This window comes from Streptomyces sp. MS19 (assembly GCF_047200595.1).
Taxonomy (GTDB): Bacteria; Actinomycetota; Actinomycetes; order Streptomycetales; family Streptomycetaceae; genus Streptomyces.
Genome location: NZ_JBJZOH010000001.1, coordinates 179,546 through 194,656, shown reverse-complemented (window position 1 = coordinate 194,656; position 15,111 = coordinate 179,546). Strand labels below are relative to the sequence as shown.

At 74.3% G+C, this 15,111-nt stretch carries 12 protein-coding genes; 7 read left to right on the top strand and 5 right to left on the bottom strand.

The features are described 5' to 3' along the window. The first annotated feature begins 509 nt into the window (after nucleotides 1–509). Nucleotides 510–1,280 (top strand): SDR family NAD(P)-dependent oxidoreductase, encoded by a 771-nt coding sequence (locus ACL02R_RS00840; RefSeq protein WP_412794835.1) that lies wholly within the window; start codon nucleotides 510–512, stop codon nucleotides 1,278–1,280. 395 nt (nucleotides 1,281–1,675) lie between these two features. Here the strand turns inward: ACL02R_RS00840 and ACL02R_RS00835 are convergent, their stop codons facing one another. Together ACL02R_RS00835 and ACL02R_RS00830 are read right to left on the bottom strand one after the other, a co-directional pair. Continuing rightward, nucleotides 1,676–2,023, bottom strand: a complete 348-nt coding sequence (locus ACL02R_RS00835) for a hypothetical protein (RefSeq protein WP_362962437.1) — start codon at nucleotides 2,021–2,023, stop codon at nucleotides 1,676–1,678. A 119-nt stretch (nucleotides 2,024–2,142) separates the two neighbouring features. Further along, nucleotides 2,143–5,187, bottom strand: coding sequence for an FAD-binding and (Fe-S)-binding domain-containing protein (locus ACL02R_RS00830; RefSeq protein WP_412794834.1), 3,045 nt, complete (start codon nucleotides 5,185–5,187; stop codon nucleotides 2,143–2,145). Between the two features lie 295 nt (nucleotides 5,188–5,482). Between ACL02R_RS00830 and ACL02R_RS00825 the strand changes: the two genes are divergently transcribed. Both ACL02R_RS00825 and ACL02R_RS00820 read left to right on the top strand, forming a co-directional pair. Then, nucleotides 5,483–6,094: a DUF6328 family protein gene (locus ACL02R_RS00825; RefSeq protein ID WP_412794833.1), complete on the top strand. Its 612-nt coding sequence runs from the start codon at nucleotides 5,483–5,485 to the stop codon at nucleotides 6,092–6,094. A gap of 92 nt (nucleotides 6,095–6,186) precedes the next feature. Next, nucleotides 6,187–7,560, top strand: a complete 1,374-nt coding sequence (locus ACL02R_RS00820; protein WP_412794832.1) for an NAD(P)/FAD-dependent oxidoreductase — start codon at nucleotides 6,187–6,189, stop codon at nucleotides 7,558–7,560. A 19-nt stretch (nucleotides 7,561–7,579) separates the two neighbouring features. Here ACL02R_RS00820 and ACL02R_RS00815 read toward each other — a convergent pair whose 3' ends face one another. From ACL02R_RS00815 to ACL02R_RS00805, 3 genes are all read right to left on the bottom strand, one after another. Next, nucleotides 7,580–8,005, bottom strand: coding sequence for a CBS domain-containing protein (locus ACL02R_RS00815; protein ID WP_412794831.1), 426 nt, complete (start codon nucleotides 8,003–8,005; stop codon nucleotides 7,580–7,582). A 74-nt stretch (nucleotides 8,006–8,079) separates the two neighbouring features. Next, nucleotides 8,080–10,203 carry a catalase gene (locus ACL02R_RS00810; protein ID WP_412794830.1) on the bottom strand — a complete coding sequence of 708 codons (2,124 nt, stop codon included), beginning with the start codon at nucleotides 10,201–10,203 and terminating at the stop codon, nucleotides 8,080–8,082. Between the two features lie 159 nt (nucleotides 10,204–10,362). After that, on the bottom strand, nucleotides 10,363–11,283 hold the full coding sequence (locus ACL02R_RS00805; protein ID WP_412794829.1) for a polysaccharide pyruvyl transferase family protein: 921 nt from the start codon (nucleotides 11,281–11,283) through the stop codon (nucleotides 10,363–10,365). Between the two features lie 95 nt (nucleotides 11,284–11,378). On the opposite strand from ACL02R_RS00805, the gene ACL02R_RS00800 reads away from it, so the two are divergent. The 4 genes from ACL02R_RS00800 (at nucleotide 11,379) to ACL02R_RS00785 (ending at nucleotide 15,111) form a co-directional block, all read left to right on the top strand. After that, nucleotides 11,379–12,251, top strand: coding sequence for a glycosyltransferase family 2 protein (locus ACL02R_RS00800; protein ID WP_412794828.1), 873 nt, complete (start codon nucleotides 11,379–11,381; stop codon nucleotides 12,249–12,251). After that, nucleotides 12,238–13,149, top strand: coding sequence for a glycosyltransferase family 2 protein (locus ACL02R_RS00795; protein ID WP_412794827.1), 912 nt, complete (start codon nucleotides 12,238–12,240; stop codon nucleotides 13,147–13,149). The genes ACL02R_RS00800 and ACL02R_RS00795 overlap by 14 nt, the downstream gene beginning before the upstream one ends. A 247-nt stretch (nucleotides 13,150–13,396) precedes the next feature. Further along, nucleotides 13,397–14,419, top strand: coding sequence for a fatty acid desaturase (locus tag ACL02R_RS00790; RefSeq protein ID WP_412794826.1), 1,023 nt, complete (start codon nucleotides 13,397–13,399; stop codon nucleotides 14,417–14,419). Next, nucleotides 14,416–15,111, top strand: a complete 696-nt coding sequence (locus ACL02R_RS00785) for a B3/4 domain-containing protein (protein ID WP_412794825.1) — start codon at nucleotides 14,416–14,418, stop codon at nucleotides 15,109–15,111. Before ACL02R_RS00790 ends, ACL02R_RS00785 begins: the two co-directional genes overlap by 4 nt.

Sequence of the window (15,111 nt, the reverse complement as noted above, 5' to 3'; positions counted from 1 at the left end):
CGCGGACCTCTCGTCGGGCCGTGGCGGGCGGGACTCGGTGGTCATGGCAGCCATTGCGCGCACAGCCGGCGCCTGCGGACTGCCCATTGCCCCCTGCCGGACGCGCGGCCCGGCGGGAGCTTCCCGCGCGTCGGCGGGGCGTGTCCACTTTCGTCCGAGACCGAAGTCGTGGCGCAGTGGACTTTCGGTGGTAGTGGGCGGTCATCGGCGTCCGTACCGTCGTTTCCATGGACAGAGCGACGAACGGCGGCGGACCGGCCGCCCTGGTGGCGGGAGGGCCGGGGATGGCGAACCCGCGGCGGATGGTCCCGACCGAACGCGGCGCCGGGGCCGGTCGTCGGAAGGCGTGGCGAGTATTTTGGACCGAACGTTCTAGATGTGCGTACAGTCCTCGTCAGGCCAGAGCTGATGTGGAGACCTGGTGTGGGCCGATCCGCGCGCAGGGCAGTGAGGTGCGCCCCGGCTTGAGAGACTGAACGGTCCAGAAAACGTACGGATGGAGCGGTGTGATGACAGCAGGGATGCCGGACGCGACGGACGGGCGTTTCGGGGGGAAGGTCGTCCTCGTCACCGGCGGGGCGGGTGCCATCGGGCGGGTCACCGCGCGGCGGTTCGCCGCCGAGGGCGCCACGGTCGTCCTGGCGGGCCGCGACAGGGCCCGTCTCGCGGAGGCGGCGGAGGAGACAGGCGCCGACTGGGTTGCGGCCGACGTCACCGAGGCCCGCGAGGCGGCGGCCATGGTGGACACGGTGACCGCGCGGCACGGCGGCCTGCACGTCGCGTTCAACAACGCGGGCGTCTTCCCCACCCCCGGCCCGCTGGCCGACATGGACCCGGACACGTGGGCGGCGACCGTCGACATCAACCTGACCGGCGTCTTCCTGTCCATGAAGTACGAGATAGCGCACATGCGGCGCAGCGGCGGCGGCGCGATCGTCAACATGGCCTCCAACATCGGCGCCCACACACGCCTCCCCGGCATGGCCGCCTACGCCGCGACCAAGGCCGCCGTCTCCACGCTGACCAGGGCGGCCGCCCGCGACCACGCGGCCGACAACGTGCGGATCAACGCCGTCAGCCCCGGTGCCGTGGACACCCCGATGTCCTTCCGGCCGGGCGAGACGACCGCAGAGCGCGACGCACGGATCGCCGCGGTCGTACCCGCCGGGCGCGTCGCCGAGCCGGACGAGATAGCGGCGGCCGTGCTGTGGCTCGCGTCGGCCGAGGCGCCGATCGTCCTGGGTGCCGACCTGGTCCTGGACGGCGCGGCCAGCGCCTGACGGGCCGTGGCGGCGGGCGGGACGCGCGGTGCCTCGCGGGCCGCTGATGCAGCATGGGCGGAGTGGCCGAAGAGCGCGCCGGACGCGTGGGGGAGCGGCCGGTCGTCATGTGGTGGGGGCTCATGGTCGAGGAGCAGCGGGGGTGGGCCGGGGGATGTCGCGACCGTGCCGGAGCATGTCTTCGGCGCCAGCGAGGAGGCGATGGCGCGACTTGAGGCACTGGCCCGCGCCCACGAGCCCAGGCGCCCGTTGACCTCCTCGCGCACCAGGCTCCACCGGACCACCGGGGGATTCCCGCTTCTCCGCCGTCGAGCTGCTGTACGACAGCGAGGCGGCGAAGCAGGCGGGGAGGGACGCGCGCCGCCAGTGCTGCCCGGCGCGCCGTCCGCGCGGCCTCAGTTGAGCAGGCGCGGCAGGAACGCCGGGTGGTCGAACGGGCTCTGGACCAGCGTCCTGTCCAGCGGCGGCGCGCCGCGCGCGACGTGCCGTCCGCCGTAGCAGGCCATGCACGCCTCCGACCGCACCGCGTCGAGACCGCCCAGGCCGCCGAACGAGAAGACGTCCGCCGTCGAGCCGTGGCAGCCGCGCGTCGCGCAGGGGCAGTTGGCGCGGATCTCGGCGCCGCCCGGCAGCAGCGCCGGGACCCAGCCGCAGCGTACGCAGGGGAACAGGAAGTTGCCGTCCGCCGAGAAGCAGACGGAGATGGCCCCCGGGGTCTCGCATTCCGGGCACGTGCGCGCCATGGCCTCTCCACCGCTCGGTGCTCAGGGAGTCCGCACCGTAACAAAGACCGTGCACCGGTCATTTCGGCTTCCACCGGCGACTGGTACGGCGAATTTCTGTACTAATCGCGGTGCGCCCGTCAGCGCGCCGGGCGGCGCGTGGCGCGCAGGACGAACGACAGCGCCGCCGCCGCGCCCACCGCCGCCGCCACCGGCAGCAGCGCCCGCACCTCCGGCGCCGCCGGGCGCTCCGCCGCCACCGGCTCCCCGCGCAGCGCGGCGGCCAGCACCTCCGCGACATGCAGCGGCGGCGCGTGCCCCGTACCCGCCTGCTCGACCTGCGTCCGGCAGCTGAACCCGTCGGCCAGCACCAGCGTCTCCCCGTCCGCCTCCCGCACGGCGGGCAGCAGCCCGGCCTCCGCGCACGCCATCGACACCTCGTAGTGCCCCCGCTCGAAGCCGAAGTCGCCCGCCAGGCCGCAGCAGCCCGCGTCGAGCACGTCGGCGTCCACGCCCGCCCGGCGCAGGAGCGCGCGGTCCGCGTCGAAGCCCAGCACGGCGTACTGGTGGCAGTGCCGCTGCACGATCGCCCGCGCGTCCACCGCAGGCGGCTGCCAGTCCGCCGCACGCTCGCCCAGCAGCTCGGCGAACGTCCGCGTCCGCTCGCACAGCAGCCGCGCGTCCGGGTCGTCCGGCAGCAGCTCGGCCGCCTGCGAACGGAAGACCGCCGTACAGCTCGGTTCGAGGCCCACCACCGGTACGCCCCGCCGCAGGTCGTCCCGCAGCACGTCCACCGTGCGCGCCAGCACGCGCCGCGCCACGTCCAACTGCCCCGTGGAGATCCACGTCAGCCCGCAGCAGACCGCCGCCTCCGGCACCTTCACCCGGAACCCGGCCGCCTCCAGCACCTCCACCGCAGCCCGCCCCACCGCCGGGTGGAAGTGCTCCGTGAACGTGTCCGGCCACACCACCACCTCGCCCCGCCGCCCGTCCCCCCGCGCCCCGCCCCGCGCCCGCCACCACGCCGTGAACCGCTCCGGCGCGAACACCGGAATGTCCCGCTCCGGCGCGATCCCACCCGCCGCCTTCGCCACGCGCGCCAGCACCGGCACGGCGGCCAGCGCGTTCACGACACGCGGCGCCAGCCCCGCCATCCGCGCCACCGCCGGGAGCCACCCCATCGAGTAGTGCGCCAGCGGCCGAAGCCGCCCCGCGTAGTGGTGGTGCAGGAACTCCGCCTTGTACGTCGCCATGTCGACACCGACCGGGCAGTCCGCCTTGCACCCCTTGCACGCCAGGCACAGGTCGAGCGCGTCCCGCACCTCGGGCGAACGCCAGCCGCCGTCCACGGGCGAGCCGTTCCGCACCATCTCGAACAGCAGCCGCGCCCTGCCGCGCGTCGAGTGCTCCTCCTCGCGCGTCGCCCGGTAGCTCGGGCACATCACCCCGCCCCGCGACGACCGGCACCGCCCCACGCCGACGCAGCGCAGCGCCGCGTGGCTGAAGTTCCCGTCGTCGTCCGCGTACGCGAAGGCCACCTCCGGCTCCCACGGCCGGTAGTCGGCGCCGAGCCGCAGGTACGCGTCCAGCGGGTCCGGCACGACGACCTTCCCCGGGTTCATCCGCCCGCGCGGGTCGAAGAGCGTCTTCAGCCGCTCGAACGCCCCGACCAGCTCCGCCCCGTACATCCGTCCCAGCAGCTCGCCGCGTGACTGCCCGTCGCCGTGCTCGCCCGACAGCGAGCCGCCCAGCTCCACGACGAGGTCGGCCGCCCGTTCCACGAACGCCCGCATCCGCGCGATGCCCTGCTCGGACGTCAGGTCGAACGGGATGCGGTTGTGCACGCAGCCCTGCCCGAAGTGCCCGTAGACGGACGGCCGCCCGTACCCGAACTCCTCCCACAGCGCCGCCACGCCCCGCAGATAGTCGCCGAGCCGCTCGGGCGGCAGCGCCGCGTCCTCCCAGCCCTCCCACGCGTCCGGACGCCCCGGCGCGTGCGCGGTGGCGCCGAGGGCGGACTCGCGCACCAGCAGCAGCTCGTCCATGTGCCGCCGGTCGGTGTACCAGGTGTGCTCCACGCCGTCCGGCAGGCCCGCGACCAGCGCCCGCGCCTTGTCGGCCGTCTCCTCCTCCGACTCACCCGCCAGGACCGCCATCAGGTACGCCGAGCCGCCCGGCAGCAGCGCGAGCGCCTCCGGGTGCAGGTGCTCGCGGCGCTCGGCGACGACCAGCTCGTGGTCCACGCCCTCCAGCGCGTGCGGCTCGTGCCGCAGCAGCGCGGGAACGTGGTCGGCCGCCGCCGCGATGTCCGCGAAGCCCATGACGACGAGCGACGTGTGCGCCGGCACCGGGACCAGTTCCAGCTCGGCCCGCAGGACCGTCACCAGCGTGGACTCCGAGCCCGTCAGCAGCCCGGCGACGTCGAAGCCGTGCTCGGGCAGCAGTGAGTCGAGGTTGTAGCCCGACACGCGCCGCGGGATGCGGGGGAAGCGCTCGCGCACGGCGTCCGCGTACCGGTCGCGCAGCGCGGCGAGGCCCCGGTAGATCTCCGCCTCGCGGCCCTCGCCCGCCGCGAGGCGCGCCAGCTCGTCGTCCGCGGTGCGGCCGACCCACAGGCGCAGGCCGTCGTAGGTGAGGACTTCGAGGCGGTGCAGGTTGTCGACGACCTTGCCGTACGCCTGGGCGGTGGAGCCGCAGGAGTTGTTGCCGATCATGCCGCCGAGGGTGCAGGTCGCGTGCGTGGCGGGCCGGGGGCCGTACTGGAGGCCGTACGGGGCGAGCTGCCGGTTCAGGTCGTCCAGGACGATGCCGGGCTCGACGACGCAGCGCCGCGCTTCGGGGTCGAGCGACAGGACGCGGTTGCAGTACCGGCTCCAGTCGAGGACCACGGCCGCGTTGCAGCACTCGCCCGCAAGGCTGGTCCCGCCGCCACGGGACAGCAGCGGCGCGTCGAACTCCCGGCACACCGCCACCGTCTCCACGGCCGCCTCGGGACTGCGCGGCAGCACCACGCCGTACGGGACACGCCGGTAGTTCGACGCGTCCGTGGCGTATGCCGCGCGGGTGCCGCTGTCGAACCTGACGTCGCCGTCCACCCGCAGCCGCAGGGCCTTCTCCAGCGCGCGCACGTCCGGCGCGGGCGCGGGGCGGCGTACGGCGGGCATCGGCAGGTCGATCGGGTCCACGGGTCCTCCGGGCGGGCGCGGCGTGGCGGGCGGGGGACGGCCGCGAGTCCCCTGCGCCGACCGCCCGAAACCGGGCCGCGCGCCCCCTCACCCGCCCGGCGGCGCCCCCGGCGCGGCCCCGCGCGGCCCCGGTTTCGCCGGGGAGGGCCGGGGCAGCAGAAGGTGCGTGCCGTGGACCGCGCGCACACCGGCGTCCGGCGCGCCGGGCGGTGAAGAAACGTTCCTCTGCCCCGCCGGGCACACCTGGCATCCACCCGCACCCGCTCGTGCCTGCCCGGAGAAGGAGAGACGGCCCATGCACGATGACGCCATGGACGGCAGAAACAGCAGTGAAGGCAGCGGCAGTGCCGGCGCCCGTGACGGCAGACCGGACGGGCATGCCCACGGCGTGTCCGCGCTGCGCGACGAGACCCCCATGGAACGCGCCGACCGCAACTTCGCGGAACTCCTCCAGGAACTCCGCGTCATGCAGACCGGCGTGCAGATGCTCTTCGCCTTCCTGCTCACCCTCGCGTTCAGCGCCCGCTTCCCCGACCTCGACACCGTCCAGCGCGTGATGTACGTCGTCACCCTGCTGCTCGCGCTCGTCGCGACCGTGATGTTCACCGGCCCCGCCGCGATGCACCGCCAGCTCTTCGGCCTCGGCGCCAAACGCACCATCGTGGACACCTCCTCCCGCCTCGCGGGCGTCGGCCTCGCCGCCCTCGGCCTGTCGCTCACCGGCGCGCTCCTGCTGGTCGTGGACGTGGTCTTCGGCCGCCCGGCGGGCATCGCCGTGGGGGCGAGCGCGCTCGCGCTCTGTCTGGTCATCTGGGTCGCGCTCCCGCAGCACCTGCGGCGCAACGCGGGCCCCGGCCCGTACGCCTCGCACGCCGAGACGGACAGCGACAGAGGTGACGGCCGCTGACACCGCTCCCCGCACGTCCCCCCGGGTAGCGCCGGGCAAACGGGGTACTCGGCGTGTTTCCACACGAAGCAACGCGCTGAGGAGGCGGAGGCATGAGCCGCTCGCGAGTGGTGATCGTCGGAGCGGGGTTCGCCGGTTACCAGACCGCCAGGACCCTGGCCCGCCGCGCCCGCAACAAGCTGGACATCGTCCTGCTGAACCCCACCGACTACTTCCTCTACCTGCCCCTGCTCCCGCAGGTCGCCGCCGGAATCCTGGAACCCCGGCGGGTCACCGTGTCCCTCACGGGGACCCTGCCGGGCGTACGCCTGGTGCTCGGTGAGGCGCACGGCGTGGACCTCGACGCCCGGCGCGTGCACTACACCGACCCGGAGGACGGCGAGGGCGAGCTGTCGTACGACACGCTGGTCCTGTCCGTCGGCAGCGTCAGCCGCCTGCTGCCGATCCCCGGCGTCGCCGAGCACGCGCGCGGCTTCCGCGGCCTGCCCGAGGCGTTGTACCTGCGCGACCACATCGTCCGGCAGCTGGAGCTGGCCTCCGCCGCGAAGGACCCGGCCGAGGCGCGCGCCCGCAGCACCTTCGTCGTCGTCGGCGCCGGCTACACGGGGACGGAGCTGGCGGCGCACGGCGCGATGTTCGCCGACTCGCTGGCGCGCCGCAAGGACGGCCGCCGCGCCGTCAAGCCGCGCTGGACACTCCTCGACATCGCGCCGCGCGTGCTGCCCGAGCTGGACGAACGGCTCTCCCGCACCGCCGACCGCGTGCTGCGGCAGCGCGGCGTGGACGTGCGGATGGAGACCTCGGTGAAGGAGGCCAGGTCCGACGGCATCGTCCTCACCGACGACTCGGAGATGGACACGCGCACGCTGATCTGGTGCGTCGGCGTCCGCCCCGACCCGCTGGTCGCCGACGTGGGCCTGCCCACCGAACGCGGCCGGGTGTGCGTGGACAAGTACCTGAACGTGCCGGGCCACCCCGAGGTCTTCGCCTGCGGCGACGCGGCGGCCGTGCCCGACCTGACGAAGCCGCCCGGCGCGTTCACCCCCATGACCGCCCAGCACGCCTGGCGGCACGGGAAGACGGCGGCGCGCAACGTCGCCGCGCGCTACGGGATGGGCGAGCGCCGCCCGTACGTCCACCACGACAAGGGCTTCGTCGTGGACCTCGGCGGCTTCCAGGCGGCGGCCGACCCGCTGCACGTCAACCTCTCCGGGCCGCTCGCCGGCGCGGTCACGCGCGGCTACCACCTGCTCGCGATGCCCAGCAACCGGCTGCGCGTCGCCGCCGACTGGCTCCTCGAAGCGGCCCAGCCACGCCAGGCGGTGCAGCTGGGCATGGTGCGTTCCGGCTCGGTGCCCATCGACTCGGCCAGCCCCGAGCTGGCACGCGTCTTCCGGGACGAGCGGTCCGGCAGGCAGGCGGCGGGCGAGGACGCGGGGGAGGACCCGGGGCGGCACGCCGCCTGACCCGGCCGCGGCCCGCCGGTCAGAAGCCCGGCGGGCCCACGCCGGCCACGCCCACCACGCCCACCACGCCCACCATGCCGACCACCACGTCCCCGTCCACCACGGGCAGCCGCCGCACCGCCGCGGCCCGCAGCAGCCGCACCGCGACGGAGATCTCGTCGTCGGGCGACACGGCCGGCGGGTCGGGCGTGCAGACGGCATGGCACATCACCAGCAGCGGATCGAGCCCCTCCGCGACCGCGCGCACCGCGATGTCCCGGTCCGTCAGCATGCCGAGCAGCACCCCGTCCTGCGCGACGAGGACCTCGCCGACACCCTGGTCCCGCATCAGCCGCGCCGCCTCGACCAGCGACGCGTCCGGGCGCAGGGCCGTCACCGCCGGGGTCATCACGTCGGCGACACGCACGGGCCCGCCGCGCCCCGTTCCGTACGCGTGTCCGTCCATGTACACCGCCCCTTCCCCCGGGGCGGTACCCGGGGGAAGGGGCGGCATGCCCGGCGCGCGCCGGGCCGGTGCCCTCAGGCGGGGACGGCGTCCACGTCCCGGTCCCAGTGCCGGTGGTACGCGAGCACCTCGGTGAACGCCTGCGCCACCTCCGTCGGCCCCGCGTTGGAACCGGCCGTCACCACGCCGTGGTCGTCCACCACGCCGTCGCCGTCACCGGCGAGCCGTACGCCCGGCAGCCGCAGCGACCGCAGCAGCTCCACGCCCGCGCCGACCGCCGCGATGCTCTTGGCGTGCGCGAACGCCTCGCTGACGTAGTGCACCGCCCTGCCCGTCGCCGCCAGCGTCCGCACGCTCTCCTCGCCGCCCGGCACCACCACGCCGTCGTAGAGCGTGGACGCCATGGTGGTCAGCGCCCTGTCCACCACGACCACGGTCCCGTCACCCGCCGCCCGTACCTCGCCCGCGTGCGGCGCCAGCACCTCGGGCACCGCCCCGGCCGCGGTGAGGGTGTCCCGCAGCGCCGAGACGTCCGCCTCCGACACGCCGTTCGCGACGAGGATCGCCACCTTGCGCGTCACCACAGAACCGCCCTGGCCCCGCGCCATGCTGAGCGCGGGGGACGTACGGCCGTGGTTGGGGATGGCGGGCCCGGCGGGGGGCGTCAGGCCCAGGCCCTCGGCGACGCGGGACGCCAGCACGTTGTCGATGTGGTTGAGCTGCTCGACCGTGCGCTCGCGGACCGCGACCGTGTCGACCTTGCCCAGCTCGAAGCGGTAGGCGGCGACGATGTGGTCCTTCTCCCAGTCCGCCATGCTGTTCCAGAACAGCGTCGCCTGGCTGTAGTGGTCGTGGAAGCTGTCGCTGCGCTTGCGGATCTTCACACCGTCCACCCGCTCCTGGAAGTGGACGTACGCGCCGGTGCCGGCCGTCGCCACGCCGGGGCAGCCGCCGCTGAGGGAGTTGGGCGCGTACGCCGTGCGGTCGGGGTGGACGCGGTGCTGGCCGTAGCCGTCGCGCTGGTTGTTGTGCACGGGCGCGACGGGCCGGTTGACGGGCAGCTGCTGGAAGTTGGGGCCGCCGAGGCGGATCAGCTGCGTGTCGAGGTAGGAGAAGTTGCGGCCCTGGAGCAGCGGGTCGTTGGTGAAGTCGATGCCCGGGACGACATGCGCCGTGTGGAACGCGATCTGCTCGGTCTCGGCGAAGAAGTTGTCCGGGTTGCGGTCCAGCGTCATCCGGCCGACCGGCCGCACCGGCACGATCTCCTCGGGAATGATCTTCGTCGCGTCCAGCAGGTCGAAGTCGAACGAGAACTCGTCCTTCTCGTCCACCAGCTGCACGCCCAGCTCCCACTCGGGGAAGTCGCCGGCCTCGATGGCCTCCCACAGGTCGCGCCGGTTGAAGTCCGGGTCCTGACCGCCGATCTTCTGGCACTCGTCCCAGGCGAGGGAGTGGACGCCGAGCAGCGGCCGCCAGTGGAACTTGACGAACGTCCCCCTGCCCCGCGCGTCCACGAAGCGGAAGGTGTGCACGCCGAAGCCCTGCATCATCCGGTAGCTGCGCGGCAGCGCGCGGTCGGACATCAGCCAGAGCACCATGTGCATCGACTCGGGCTGGAGCGAGACGAAGTCCCAGAACGTGTCGTGCGCCGACTGGGCTTGGGGGATCTCGTTGTCCGGCTCGGGCTTCACCGCGTGGACGAAGTCGGGGAACTTGATCGCGTCCTGGATGAAGAAGACCGGCATGTTGTTGCCGACCAGGTCGTAGTTCCCCTCGCGGGTGTAGAACTTCGTCGCGAAACCGCGCACGTCCCGCACCGTGTCGGCCGAGCCGCGCGAGCCCGCCACCGTCGAGAAGCGTACGAAGACCGGCGTGCTGCGGTCCGGGTCCTGGAGGAAGTCGGCCTTCGTCCACTCGGCCATCGACTCGTACGGCCGGAAGTGCCCGTACGCCCCGGCGCCCCGGGCGTGGACCACGCGTTCCGGGATGCGCTCGTGGTCGAAATGGGTGATCTTCTCGCGGAAGTGGAAGTCCTCCATCAGCGTCGGGCCGCGCTCGCCCGCGCTGAGGGAGTTGTCGGTGTCGTGCAGCCGGGTGCCGGTGTTCGTCGTCAGGTACGCGTCCGCGCCGCTGTCGCGCAGCGGGTCGAGCTGTGCCTGCTTCTCCGGGATCGGGCCGTGCTTGTCCTGCGGGGACATCTGCGTCCTGTGTCCTTCCCTGTCGGGGCGGGCGGGGCGGGCGGGGGCGCCCTCCCGCCCACACCCTGCCCGACAAGGGCAAACCTCACAAACATGCCACTTAGGATTTTTCGGACGGGGTGCGGACGGGATGCGGACGAGGTGCGGCCGCGCGGCGGCTCAGGCGGCGTCCGCCGGGTACGCCGCGTCCCGCAGGTCCCACGACAGGTCGTCCGCCGGGTCGGACGCGGCGGTCAGCCACCGCCCCCGCATCCGCGCCACCTCGCGCCCGCGCTCCAGGCACCACCCCAGCCACGCGTCCAGCCGCCGTTCGTCAAGCCGCTCCGCCGGGACCAGCGCGGGCCAGCCGCAGGCCCGCGCCTGTGCCGTCACCTTCGCGCCGCCACGCACCGGGTCCACCGCGATGGGCGGCACCCCGACGCGCAGCGCCAGCACCAGACCGTGCAGCCGGTCGGTCACCACGACGTCGAGCCGTTCCAGCACCGACAGCAGCTCCGACGGCGTGCCGCACAGCCGCCCGTCCCGCGAGTCGAGGCGCGTCTCGACCACGACGGGCGCGCAGCGCGTGCCCGCCAGCCAGTCCGTCACCCGCCGCGCCACCTCGTCGTGCGCCCGCCGCCCGCCGTACTCGCGCTGCCCCTGCGTCAGCACCACGCCGACCACCGGGGTTTCCGGTTCGCGCGGCGCGCGCAGCGACAGGTCCTGCGTCGGCGCGCGCCCGGCCGCGTCACGGGCGAGGACGCTGTGGAAACCGGTCACCGCCGGATCGTCCGGATCGATCACCGACGTGCCGACGGCGACGCGGTGGCAGTGGGCGAACCGCTCGTGCAGCGCGGCGAGCGCCGGCCCGTGCAGCGGGCCGCAGACGAAGATCAGCCGCGCGTAGTCCGCCGGCCGCGCCGCTTCCAGCGACAGGCCGCCGGGGCGGAAGCGCGGACTCCACGCGACGTCGTACGGCACGCCCCGCGCGTCGAGGACCTCGCACACGCGGGACAGCGCCAGGACGTCCCCGGCCGTCGCCTCGCCGTCCACCAGGCTGAACCAGCCGGTCACGAGGGTGCGTCCGCCTTCACTCAGCATCGGCCCCGGGTCCCCGGCCCGCGGCACGCCAAACACGCCCCAGGCGCACGGGCGGGGAGTGTTTCGGACCGCGCGCGCCGGGCACTCGCCGCCGCGTGCCGCACCCGTCCATCGCGGTGGTCATCGCCACCCGCAACCGCGCCGCCAGGCTCGCCGTCACGCTGGAGCGGCTTTCCGCGCTGCCCGAGGACCCCGAGATCCTCGTCGTGGACAACGCGTCCACCGACGACACCCGCGCGATGGTCGCCGAACGGTTCCCCGCCGTCGGCGTCCTCCCCATGCCGGACAACCTCGGCCCCCTCGCGCGCAACGCGGGCGTCCGCGCCCTGCGCCAGCCGTACATCGCCTTCAGCGACGACGACTCCTGGTGGGAGCCCGGCTCCCTCGCCGAGGCCGTGCGGCTGCTCGACGACGACCCGCGCGTCGGACTCCTCGCCGCCCGCACCGTCGTCGGCGCCGCCCGTGAACCCGACCCGGTCAACGGGGCACTCGCCGCCTCCCCCCTCACCGGCCCCGCCGGACTGCCGGGACCGCCCGTCCTCGGCTTCCTCGGCTGCGCCGCCGTCACGCGCCGCGCCGCCTACCTGACCGCCGGCGGCTACCACCCGCTGCTGTTCATCGGCGGCGAGGAGACCCTGCTCGCGTACGACCTCACCGTCGCCGGCTGGACCGTCGCCTACGCGCCGGAGCTGACCGCCGTCCACGAGCCCGCCGACGACCCCAGGCCGGAACGCCGCGCCATCATGCGCCGCAACGAGAACCTCACCGCCTGGCTGCGCCGCCCCCTCCCCGTCGCCCTGCGCGACACCTGGCGCCTGGCCCGCGAGGCGCCCGTGGACCCCGTCGCCCGGCGGGCGCTCGGCCAGGTCGTCTCCCGGCTCCCCGCCGCGTGGCGCGCCCGCCGCCCGCTGCCGCCCGAGGTCGAGGCGGACGTACGCCTCCTGGAGCGCGCCCATGTCACCGCCTGAGCACCACGACCCGCGTGTCACCGTCGTCGTCATCACGCACAACCGGCGCGACGAGCTGCTGCGCACCCTCGACCGGCTCACCGCGCTGCCCGAACGGCCGCGCGTCCTCGTCGTGGACAACGGCTCGACGGACGGCAGCGCCCGCGCGGCGGCGGCCCGGCACCCGGGGCTGCGCGTCCTCAGCCCCGGCGCCAACCTCGGCGCCATCGGCCGCAACCTGGCCGTCCGTGAGGTCACCACCCCGTACACCGCCTTCTGCGACGACGACACCTGGTGGGAGCCGGGCTCGCTGCGCACCGCAGCCGACCTGCTCGACGCCCACCCGGAGGTCGCCACCGTCACCGCCCGCATCATCGTGGAGCCCGACGGCACCGAGGACCCGATCGTCGAGGAACTGCGCGCCTCCCCGCTGCCCAGGCCGGAAGGGCTGCCGGGCCCCGTGCTCGGCTCGTTCCTCGCGGGCGCGACCGTGCTGCGCACCGACGCCTTCCGCGCGGCGGGCGGCTTCTCCCCCCGGCTGTGGCTGGGCGGCGAGGAGGAACTGCTCGCCGCCGACCTCATGACGGCGGGCTGGTGGCTCGTCTACGCCGAGGACCTGCGCGTCCACCACCAGCCGTCAGGACTGCGCGACCCCACCCGCCGACGCTCGGACGGCATCCGCAACACGCTCTGGTACACCTGGCTGCGCCGCCCGCCCGCCGCCGTCCTGCGCCGCACGGCCCACCTGCTCCTGACCGTGCCGCACGACCGCACCTCCGCCGTCGCCGTGCTGCGCGCGCTGGCCGGGCTGCCCTGGGTGCTCAGGGAACGGCGCGCGGTCCCGGGGGACGTGGAGGCACGCCTGCGGCTACTGGAGGAGACGCAGCGCACCTCCCGCGCACGCCGTTACGTGGGCTGACGGCGCACCGGACGGCCGCGGGTGCTTTCCCGAACAGATGCCCGGCGCGCGACCGGAATTCGGCGCGGTGAATCACCACCCCGCGCGCCCCCTAATTCCGGAAGCATTCCCCTCGCTTCCGCTTTCCGGGAATCACGGGACGATAAATCCCTTTCCCGTTGCCCGCCTTGCGGCACTACCATGCGAGGGTTCGCGCTTCGCATTCCGCGTGGACGGGGGAAGTCCGTGAACGGGGGAGGAGAGGGCAGTGGCATTCACGCGCCCTGAAACGAGGACGCGCACCACCCAAGTCGTCTACAAGAGGGGGTTCGGCAATCCGCCGGAACTCCGGGCGGCCATCGCCCGAGCGCACGCCACCCGCCTGTGGTGGACCGTCACCGTCGCGCTGTTCGACCACCTGACGGTTCCGGCACTCCTGCTGGCCGCGACGTCGCCGCCGGTCCGCGACGCGGGAGGGCCGTTCACGGCCGCCGCGCTCGTCGTCGCGGTGCCCCTGGCGGCGCGGCAGTTACGCGCCCTCGAATGCCTCGTCCACGAGGCGTCCCACTTCAACTGGAGCCGCAGGCACCGCGCGCTCGGCGACGTCCTGGCGACCCTGCTCGCCGGTGTCCCGACCGGCGCACGGATCGCCGACTACCGGTCGAGTCACCTGGCGCACCACGGCCGTTTCGGCACCTCGGCCGATCCGGACCGCCGGCGCTACGAGGAACTGGGCCTGGAAGACCTCGACCGTTCCGGCGCCGTCCCCTTCACCCTCGGCCTGCTGCGCGGGTTCGGCCCCTACCAGCGCGGCTGGCTGGCCACCCTCGGCTCCGCGCCCGTCGCGGCCGCGCTGCCCTTCGCGTGGTGCGCCGCCGCGGTCCTCCTGCCCGGATGGCTCCTCGGGGACACGGCATGGGCCGCCCTCGCCGGCGCGGCATGGCTCGCCACCCACCTCCTGGCCCTGCCCGCGCTGCGTTTCACGGCCGAGAGCGGCGAACACGTCTACCGCGAGGCCGACACGGTATTCGCCGCGACCGTCAGCAATCTCGGCTTTCTCCAACGGGCCCTGATCCACCCGCACGGCGACGGCCACCACACGGTCCACCACCTGTGGCCGGGCGTTCCGCACCATCAACTCGCCCGATTGCACCGGCTCCTGCTCGAACGGAATGCGGAGTACCGCACCGGACTCAGGTACCGTACTCGGGTTCTGGAAAGCCCGCGCACCGGATGGCCGGGAACGGAGACACTTCCGGACGCCCGTCACGAAAGAGGCCAGGCCGCATGACGACCATCCACATTGACGAAGCCGTCGCGAAACAGTTCCCCGACGTCTCCGTCGCCGCCGTGACCGCCCGCGGCGTGGACGGCACCGGCACCTGGGCCGACGCGGAGGCCGCCCTGGCCGGTCTTGAGGCCGACGCCGCCTCCGGAGCGTGGACCGCGCCGGACGAGGCCGACCCCCGGATCGCCGCCTGGCACACGGTCTACCGCGACTTCGGCACGAACCCCCGCCGCACCAGGCCCAGCGTGGACGCCCTGTGCCGCCGCCTCGGGCGCAACGGCCGGCTGCCCCGCGTCAACGCGCCGGTGGACGCGTACAACTCCGTGTCCGTCCGGCACGTGCTGCCCGCCGGAGCCTTCGACCTCGACGCGGTCCACGGCGGCATCCACCTCCGCCCGGCAAGGGACGGCGACGTCTTCACGCCCCTCGGCGAGCCGGAGGCGGTGGAACGGCCGGGCCCCGGCGAGGTGGTGTACGCCGACGTCACGTCCGTCCTGACCCGGCACTGGAACCACCGCGACGCCGACCGGACCAAGGTCACCGCCGACTCCCGCGCCATCGTCTTCCTGCTGGAAACCGCCCAGGGCGACACAGGACGCGCCCTCCTCGCCGAAGCCGCCGCATCCCTCACCGCGCTCCTGACACCCCATGCCGCACAGGTCTCCTGGGAACTCCTCGGGCGGAGCGACGACTGA

Excerpts from the sequence above, each read along its gene's own strand:
- ACL02R_RS00785 (WP_412794825.1), top strand. The coding sequence starts at position 14,416 with ATGACGACCATCCACATTGACGAAGCCGTCGCGAAACAGTTCCCCGAC.
- ACL02R_RS00815 (WP_412794831.1), bottom strand. The coding sequence starts at position 8,005 with ATGGACGGACACGCGTACGGAACGGGGCGCGGCGGGCCCGTGCGTGTC.
- ACL02R_RS00840 (WP_412794835.1), top strand. The coding sequence starts at position 510 with ATGACAGCAGGGATGCCGGACGCGACGGACGGGCGTTTCGGGGGGAAG.
- ACL02R_RS00805 (WP_412794829.1), bottom strand. The coding sequence starts at position 11,283 with ATGCTGAGTGAAGGCGGACGCACCCTCGTGACCGGCTGGTTCAGCCTG.
- ACL02R_RS00810 (WP_412794830.1), bottom strand. The coding sequence starts at position 10,203 with ATGTCCCCGCAGGACAAGCACGGCCCGATCCCGGAGAAGCAGGCACAG.
- ACL02R_RS00795 (WP_412794827.1), top strand. The coding sequence starts at position 12,238 with ATGTCACCGCCTGAGCACCACGACCCGCGTGTCACCGTCGTCGTCATC.
- ACL02R_RS00825 (WP_412794833.1), top strand. The coding sequence starts at position 5,483 with ATGCACGATGACGCCATGGACGGCAGAAACAGCAGTGAAGGCAGCGGC.
- ACL02R_RS00835 (WP_362962437.1), bottom strand. The coding sequence starts at position 2,023 with ATGGCGCGCACGTGCCCGGAATGCGAGACCCCGGGGGCCATCTCCGTC.
- ACL02R_RS00820 (WP_412794832.1), top strand. The coding sequence starts at position 6,187 with ATGAGCCGCTCGCGAGTGGTGATCGTCGGAGCGGGGTTCGCCGGTTAC.